Source organism: Actinobaculum sp. 352 (genome assembly GCF_003957265.1).
Lineage (GTDB): Bacteria > Actinomycetota > Actinomycetes > Actinomycetales > Actinomycetaceae > Asp313.
In genome coordinates, this window is sequence record NZ_RQSN01000035.1 from 1 (window position 1) to 1367 (window position 1367).

The following is a 1367-nucleotide window of genomic DNA, read 5'->3' on the forward strand; positions in this document are numbered from 1 at the left end:
CTAGGTCTAGATCGACAGCCATAACCATTCCCCTCTCTTCGTTGGTTGGTTATGCGGTGACGTATTGGGCGGAAAACTCGCAGCCCGGAGAGTTGAGCGTGGTCCCGGAGTCTTGGAACAGCATGAGCTTGATTCGATCCCCGGCGTTGAGGCGGACCAGCGCGTTGCATTCGACCACGGACGTGCCCGACACTGCAGCGCTGACTGTGTTTGTATCCGGGGCGGCCTCGTTGATCGAGAAGCCGACGCCGCGCCTGCCCGTGGTGTTTTGGGAGAATTTGCCGCGCCCGGAGAGCCGGTAGACTCCTGAAATTGGCACGGTGAAACGTCCGTCGTCGTAGATGAAGCCGCCTACCGTGTACGCGGTGGCCGCGTCTATTACCGCGTTATACCAGTTGCCGTTACCGAGGCTCCGGTTTGATCGTCGGCTGCCGATGGCTACCGGCGGATTGACGAATGTGCCCCATTCGACCGTGCGGCCCGTCCCGCCCGTGGGCGTGTACGAAATCCCCAACGGGTTAAGGACGCATGTCCCGGCGGGGGATGTGTAGACCAGTTGGGCGATGCCCGCCTCGTCTCGGTCGATGCGTAGCCCGGTCGCCAAATAGTCGTGGTACGAATCCACTAGGCCGGTCATGCGGACCGTGAAACTATTGAAATTACGGGCCGGAGTCAGCTTCACCCGGACCAGTCCCGTGACGTGTTCCCCAGCCAGCGTGACCTTCTGCGGAATGTTCCTTTGCAGGGTGATCGGCGTTATCTCGCCGCCTACTTCCACCTTCCCCGTCAACTGCTCTGTGGATTCAAGGGTGAAAGACACGGTACGATCCGGATCGGTGGCGTCGTCGAGTTGGTAGTTGAGCCAGATGACGCCGTCCCAATCCTGTTCGAATTGCCAGGCCTGCGGGACAGCCAACCACACATCTACGCTCGCACCCGTATCGGTGACCGTTGGCGCGGTACGCCAGTCCACTTCCTTCGCTGTCGAGAACCGCGACCGATCCCATCCCGCCGAGCGTTCCACCGCTGACAGTAGTTCAAACAAGCCGCCCAATACTTGCACGCCGACCAGGGTTTTACCCCGCAACGTATCCACCAACAGTTCGTTGGTGATGGTCGCGTTTCCAGCGACCAACATATCCGTGGTCACTCGGACGAAGGTAGCGAGTTTACCCCACAGCTCTTCGGTCACCGTCAAATCAGCAGCGTTAATCTCACCGAGGACAATCAAATCCCCGCCAATCGTCGCATTACCGGCCACCTGCAAGAGTTTCAGCCACAACTCGGCCGTCGGCTCAATATCCCCGGCCTTGACCGCTTCCAATGTTTCCCCCGCCTGACGAAGCGCCTCCTCAGCCTGTGCGATC

At 59.9% G+C, this 1367-nt stretch carries 1 protein-coding gene; it reads right to left on the reverse strand.

Going from position 1 to position 1367, the window contains the following annotated elements; genetic code table 11:
- Nucleotides 1–49 precede the first annotated feature (49 nt).
- A partial coding sequence (locus tag EKN07_RS12735; protein WP_164546686.1) for a hypothetical protein occupies nucleotides 50–1367 on the reverse strand: 1318 nt, incomplete at its 5' end.